This is a genomic window from Sphingobium sp., assembly GCF_003248505.1.
GTDB lineage: Bacteria > Pseudomonadota > Alphaproteobacteria > Sphingomonadales > Sphingomonadaceae > Sphingobium.
In genome coordinates this window covers 1-4,522 of record NZ_QFOA01000132.1, presented here as the reverse complement: position 1 = coordinate 4,522, position 4,522 = coordinate 1, and the positions used below count along the sequence as shown (strand labels likewise).

General features: G+C 62.8%; 9 protein-coding genes. 5 read left to right on the top strand and 4 right to left on the bottom strand.

Translation table 11 applies throughout. From position 1 onward, the window contains the following. The first annotated feature begins 95 nt into the window (after positions 1-95). A complete protein-coding gene (locus tag DI606_RS19535) occupies positions 96-467 on the top strand; it encodes a hypothetical protein (protein ID WP_037474030.1) in 372 nt (123 codons plus the stop codon). 10 nt (positions 468-477) lie between these two features. Here the strand turns inward: DI606_RS19535 and DI606_RS19530 are convergent, their stop codons facing one another. From DI606_RS19530 to DI606_RS19520, 3 genes are all read right to left on the bottom strand, one after another. Next, positions 478-651 carry a hypothetical protein gene (locus tag DI606_RS19530; protein ID WP_171012666.1) on the bottom strand — a complete coding sequence of 58 codons (174 nt, stop codon included), beginning with the start codon at positions 649-651 and terminating at the stop codon, positions 478-480. A 26-nt stretch (positions 652-677) separates the two neighbouring features. After that, the gene (locus tag DI606_RS19525) at positions 678-917 is read right to left on the bottom strand and encodes an NADH dehydrogenase ubiquinone Fe-S protein 4 (RefSeq protein ID WP_052027569.1); all 240 of its coding nucleotides are present in this window, start codon (positions 915-917) and stop codon (positions 678-680) included. Between the two features lie 93 nt (positions 918-1,010). Next, positions 1,011-1,481 (bottom strand): Hsp20 family protein, encoded by a 471-nt coding sequence (locus DI606_RS19520; protein ID WP_070936268.1) that lies wholly within the window; start codon positions 1,479-1,481, stop codon positions 1,011-1,013. A 145-nt stretch (positions 1,482-1,626) separates the two neighbouring features. Between DI606_RS19520 and DI606_RS19515 the strand changes: the two genes are divergently transcribed. Further along, complete coding sequence (locus tag DI606_RS19515; RefSeq protein WP_137863633.1) at positions 1,627-2,115, top strand: hypothetical protein; 489 nt, start codon at positions 1,627-1,629, stop codon at positions 2,113-2,115. Here the strand turns inward: DI606_RS19515 and DI606_RS19510 are convergent. After that, positions 2,112-2,366 (bottom strand): helix-turn-helix transcriptional regulator, encoded by a 255-nt coding sequence (locus tag DI606_RS19510; protein WP_037474038.1) that lies wholly within the window; start codon positions 2,364-2,366, stop codon positions 2,112-2,114. The two genes, DI606_RS19515 and DI606_RS19510, sit on opposite strands and share 4 nt — an antisense overlap. A gap of 103 nt (positions 2,367-2,469) precedes the next feature. Between DI606_RS19510 and DI606_RS19505 the strand changes: the two genes are divergently transcribed. From DI606_RS19505 to DI606_RS19495, 3 genes are all read left to right on the top strand, one after another. Beyond that, a complete protein-coding gene (locus DI606_RS19505) occupies positions 2,470-3,024 on the top strand; it encodes a diguanylate cyclase (RefSeq protein ID WP_037474040.1) in 555 nt (184 codons plus the stop codon). Continuing rightward, complete coding sequence (locus DI606_RS19500; protein WP_037474043.1) at positions 3,021-3,440, top strand: hypothetical protein; 420 nt, start codon at positions 3,021-3,023, stop codon at positions 3,438-3,440. The genes DI606_RS19505 and DI606_RS19500 overlap by 4 nt, the downstream gene beginning before the upstream one ends. A 142-nt stretch (positions 3,441-3,582) precedes the next feature. Further along, positions 3,583-4,065 (top strand): response regulator, encoded by a 483-nt coding sequence (locus DI606_RS19495; RefSeq protein WP_076605464.1) that lies wholly within the window; start codon positions 3,583-3,585, stop codon positions 4,063-4,065. The last annotated feature ends 457 nt before the right edge of the window (positions 4,066-4,522 follow it).

Sequence of the window (4,522 nt, the reverse complement as noted above, 5' to 3'; positions counted from 1 at the left end):
CCGGTCGACGATGTGATGGCAGCGCTGCGCTGGCTCGATCGCGCTGAGCGCGGCGCGGGCGACCGGCATATATCGCCCGGTTCAGAGACCCGGCAATGAGCCGCAGCGCGTTGCGGCGCTGGCGTGAACGGGGCAGCCGGACCGTCACGGTCTTGCTGCCCTTTGCCGACATCATGGAGATTGCGCTCGCGCTGCTGTCGCTCTCTCCGGATGAACTGGCGCGGCTCGATTGGAGCTTCGCCGATCGCAAGCGCCTGCTCGATCATCTCCTGCAGTCGGGCAAGCAGGCGCAGTCAGTGGACCGGGACAAGCTCGACCAGACATTGCTACGCCTCGCGCTTCCCGCGCGCGACGTGCGACGCCTGAAACGCTTTGCGCAGCGCGAACTTCCAAAAACGGCTACGAACGCGGCCGTGATCGAACGGCTGAGCACCGTGATCGAGGCTGCCGAGCCGGAGAGGCTCTAGCGCGGCTGTTCTATGACGCCACGCCCGCCGCATGCTCCCGGAGCGCCCGCGCGCGTGCGTCATAGGCGCGCGCGAGCTGCGCGTGAACGATGATCGCCTCTGGCATCGCCGCAGTCTCGGCCGCCGCCCACTCCTGAGCCGCGCGCCTCATGTAATAGTCCAGATCGTCGTCGACACTTCTCAAACCCGTCAACCTCCTAGAAGGCCCGGCTACGCGCCGAGCCGGAATACCAGTCCTGTCGAACGGCAATAGCGCTCGGCCGCATCACGATCGTGAAATCGCAGCTCGACATGGGCAAGAGGATCGCGCCCGCCGCTCCATCCCGTCAACGGTTCGACAAAGGGGAGACAGCGCGGCTCGAAGCGGACGCCGCCACTGGCCGCGCCGGTCCCGCCCGCGGGAAGCCGGTTCTCCTGCCGGCTCCAGGGGATCAAATCACGGAGCGCCATGACGGTTATCTCCTTGTCTGGCTAGAGTTGGAGCATGACCCGCCGGCCACCGCCCCCACGGGGACGGCGCCGGCGAGCCGATTATGATCGCGATCAGGCCGCCTGGGCGTCCTTGGGTGCCTCGATGCGGTCATTAGCGGCGTTCGCACCGCCGCTGATCTCGATCTTGCGCGGTTTCATCGCTTCGGGAACGACCCGCTTGAGCTGGATGCTCAGCAAGCCATACTCGAATGTCGCCTCGCCGGCCTCGATGAAGTCGGCAAGCTGGAATCGCCGCTCGAACGAACGGGTCGCGATGCCGCGATGCAGATAGTCGGCCTCGTCCTCATCCTCGGCGCGTTGGCCGGTGACGGTGAGCTGATTCTGCTGGGCAACGACCTCGATTTCGTTCGGTCGGAAGCCGGCGACGGCCAGCGTTATGCGATAGCTGTCCTCGCCGTCCCTCACGATGTCGAACGGTGGAAAGCCATCATCCTCGCGCTGACCCGCTTCGAGCATGTTGAACAAGCGGTCGAAGCCAACGGTGGAACGCCGATACGGCGCAAAGTCAAACGTGCTTCTCATTTCCAAATCCTCCTAGGGAAGCGATCTGGGCATGAGATGCGCCGGGAAGAGCCGGCGCCCTCCATGTCCACCGGACCCGAACACGGCGCCCGGCAACTTTAATTAGTAAAGCGCCACGCGGTTTCAAGAAGGACTGTCGATAGGCATGGATGGCGCATCCCCTAGCGCACGAGATGCGCCCCTACCAAGTCGGGCTGACAGCGCCCGTGAACGGGATTTCAATGTCGGTTTCTCAACCGGGCAGTGCCCCAACCAACCGCAAGGCGAGACGCGCGACGATGACGATCACGGACCATATCGCACGACAACGCGCCCTGCCCGTCAACTGGGCCGCCCCGAAGCAGTCGCTGCGATCACGATCGAATGGGCGCTTGGCAGCGCCGACGACACCGAAACCGTGATGAGGGCCACTCTCGACACATTGACGCCGGCAGCGCGCGAGACATTCGTGCTGAATAAAGTCAGCGGCCAAAGCTACGCCGAGATTGCGCGCAGCGTGGGCAGGTTTCCAGTGGGTTGTCCGCCGCAGGATGCTGGCGGCGATCCGGCGCATCGCGCAAGGCCCGCACAGCTTCGAAATATGGCTACGCATGCGTTGCCAGTAAAAGGCCGTGCCCGGCCACATTTCGCCTAGCTATCGGCTTCCACAGCCAGAATTTCGGGCTGCATCAGCAAAAGATGCGCGCTGATCTTCAATCCCGTGGCGATGCGCTCGATATTGTCGATCGAAACATTGCGCTCGCCGCGCTCAATCCCGCCGAAATAGGTGCGATCCATCTCGATATCATAGGCGAAGACCTGTTGGCTGACACCAAGGGCTTTCCGGTATCGGCGGATATTCGCTGCAACGGTAGCACGTAAACATCCAGGATCGGCGCGTTTCACCCTTCATGAATCGCCTGCAAGATGGTTATAAGGCGACGGGTTTTAAGTATCATTTTTCGGACCGCTGCTAAGTTGAAAGATTCGCCGAGTTTGGAAAACGCGCATGAACAGCCATTTGCCTGTCGGCCGATTGGCCGGGTATCTTGAAGCTCTTTCGCGAGAGAAAATCTGGCTCGCGATCGTCGCCGCCACCGGGGCCCTCGCAGCGCTCGACCACGCCGTGCCCACCGTCGGGTTCGCGCGCCTCTATATGCCGATCATCTGTGGATCCGCATGGGGCCTTGGCGCGCGCGAGGGCTATTCCGTCGCAGTGTTTGCAGCGATCCTGGCCGTCATGCCTGGCCTGCAGGTAGGGCCTCCGACAGGCCCGAGCATTTTTGGCCCTATCGCCGAAGGCCAGAGCTTCGCACAGGACATCCACGCCCGCCTGAGGACTGTTCTGGCAGGCCCGCCTTATCCGGTGACGTGCAGCATGGGGGCGGTGCTGATCCCTTCCGATGCCCCGCGCAACGCTGACGAATTGATGCACCTTGCCGGTCAGGCAACGTATCGCGCCAGGCAGACGGGTAAGAATGCCGTCGAGATCGCCAGGGCCGGCGATCCGCCAGCGCTCAGGCCGGTGTTGGCCACGGCCTGCCTCCGCAAGGGCAGGACATGAAAGATCTGGCTTCGCTTCGCCGGCGTGCCATCGCCCTCATGCGCGAAGCTATCGCGATGCTCGACGAGGCGAGAGAGCATCGCGCGGCGAACCATTTGCAGGCGGCGATCGATGCCGCTGAAAGGGTTTCCCCGATGAAGCCGGGTGACACGCTGCCGGACGACAGCATCGACACGCCAGAATCCACGTCGCAGCTTGCCGCCGATCCTGCGTTGGTACGCGCGATCGGCGGCGCGCTGGCGATGTTCGCCACGCTGATGGCGCGCCAGGGCGGCGCTCCGGTCGATGAAGTTGCCCGCCTCCTTGGTATCTACGCGGCCGCGACCAACGAGAGATCGGACGATGAGGGGCTGCTTATCGCGTGTTGGAGCGCTATCCTCCGCGACGTCGCGGAGGCACAGCGCGGGGAGACTTAGGACGCCAAGGGGGGTGTAGAGGAACCAGTCTGATGGAGAAACCGCAAGGTCCGGCGCTGGACTATAGTGTTGCTCTGGTTGTCGAGGATGAACCGCTCGTGCGCGTCTTCGCGACCAAAATTCTCAGGATGCGGGATACCGCGTGTTCGAGGCGTGCGACGCACAAGACGCGCTCACAATTCTTGAAGAGCGCCAAGACATTCGGATCGTCATGACCGATATTGAAATGCCCGGCGACATGGATGGCCTGGCGCTCGCCAGCACGATCCGGGAGCGCTGGCCCGAAACGGTCGTTCTCGTAAATTCAGGCCGCGTCCGACCTGAACCGGAAGCATTACCCGACCGTGCGGGCTTTATCGCCAAGCCCTATCGCGCCGCCGAGTTGCTACACCAGCTTGACGTGCTGATGGAGGAGCATGGCGTTCCGATTCTTTCGGATGGCGATATTCTTGAGGCATGGCACGCAGCCGAGCTAGCGCATGCGCAGGCGGATGCACTCGACAAGCCCGTCACGCTGGCGCACGCCATCGCGGCCGAACAAGCAGCGATCCAGCGCTTTGGCGTCGGATCTCATGCGGCCGCCTATGACGCGCGGTATCCCGATGCGCCGGAGCCGCGCCGATAGGTCAATTGGTCTCCCGGCGACAAACAGGTTGCCGCCGGGAGTGGTCAGCCGCACACGCTGGAGGGCCGCAGCGCGTCATAAGCGCAAACCTATCGCTATGCACCTTCCGAGAGAATGAAACTCGTCGGATTACGCATTGGGTGCGATAGACTGCCGTTTAAAAGAAGGGGGGTCGATGGGGTGCGGCGCCTATGTTCACTGTCGCACACGTCCGGCACGACGGTCTCGGGAAACGTCAAAGGGTGCGTCCGGTACGTCCTTGGGATAGCGAATGACTGGCCGCTCACAATTTTCTCGCATGTGTACTGTTTCCAATTTTTGTCCGGACCTGAGGATTGGTCAGCGACGTCAGATTCTCGGCCTAGAACGGCTCCTATGTCCCCAGCAGGTGCCCGAGCTTTGCGGCTCTGAAGTCGAGCCCGACAGACGCACTTTTGGGCCTCACGCCCCTTTTTGC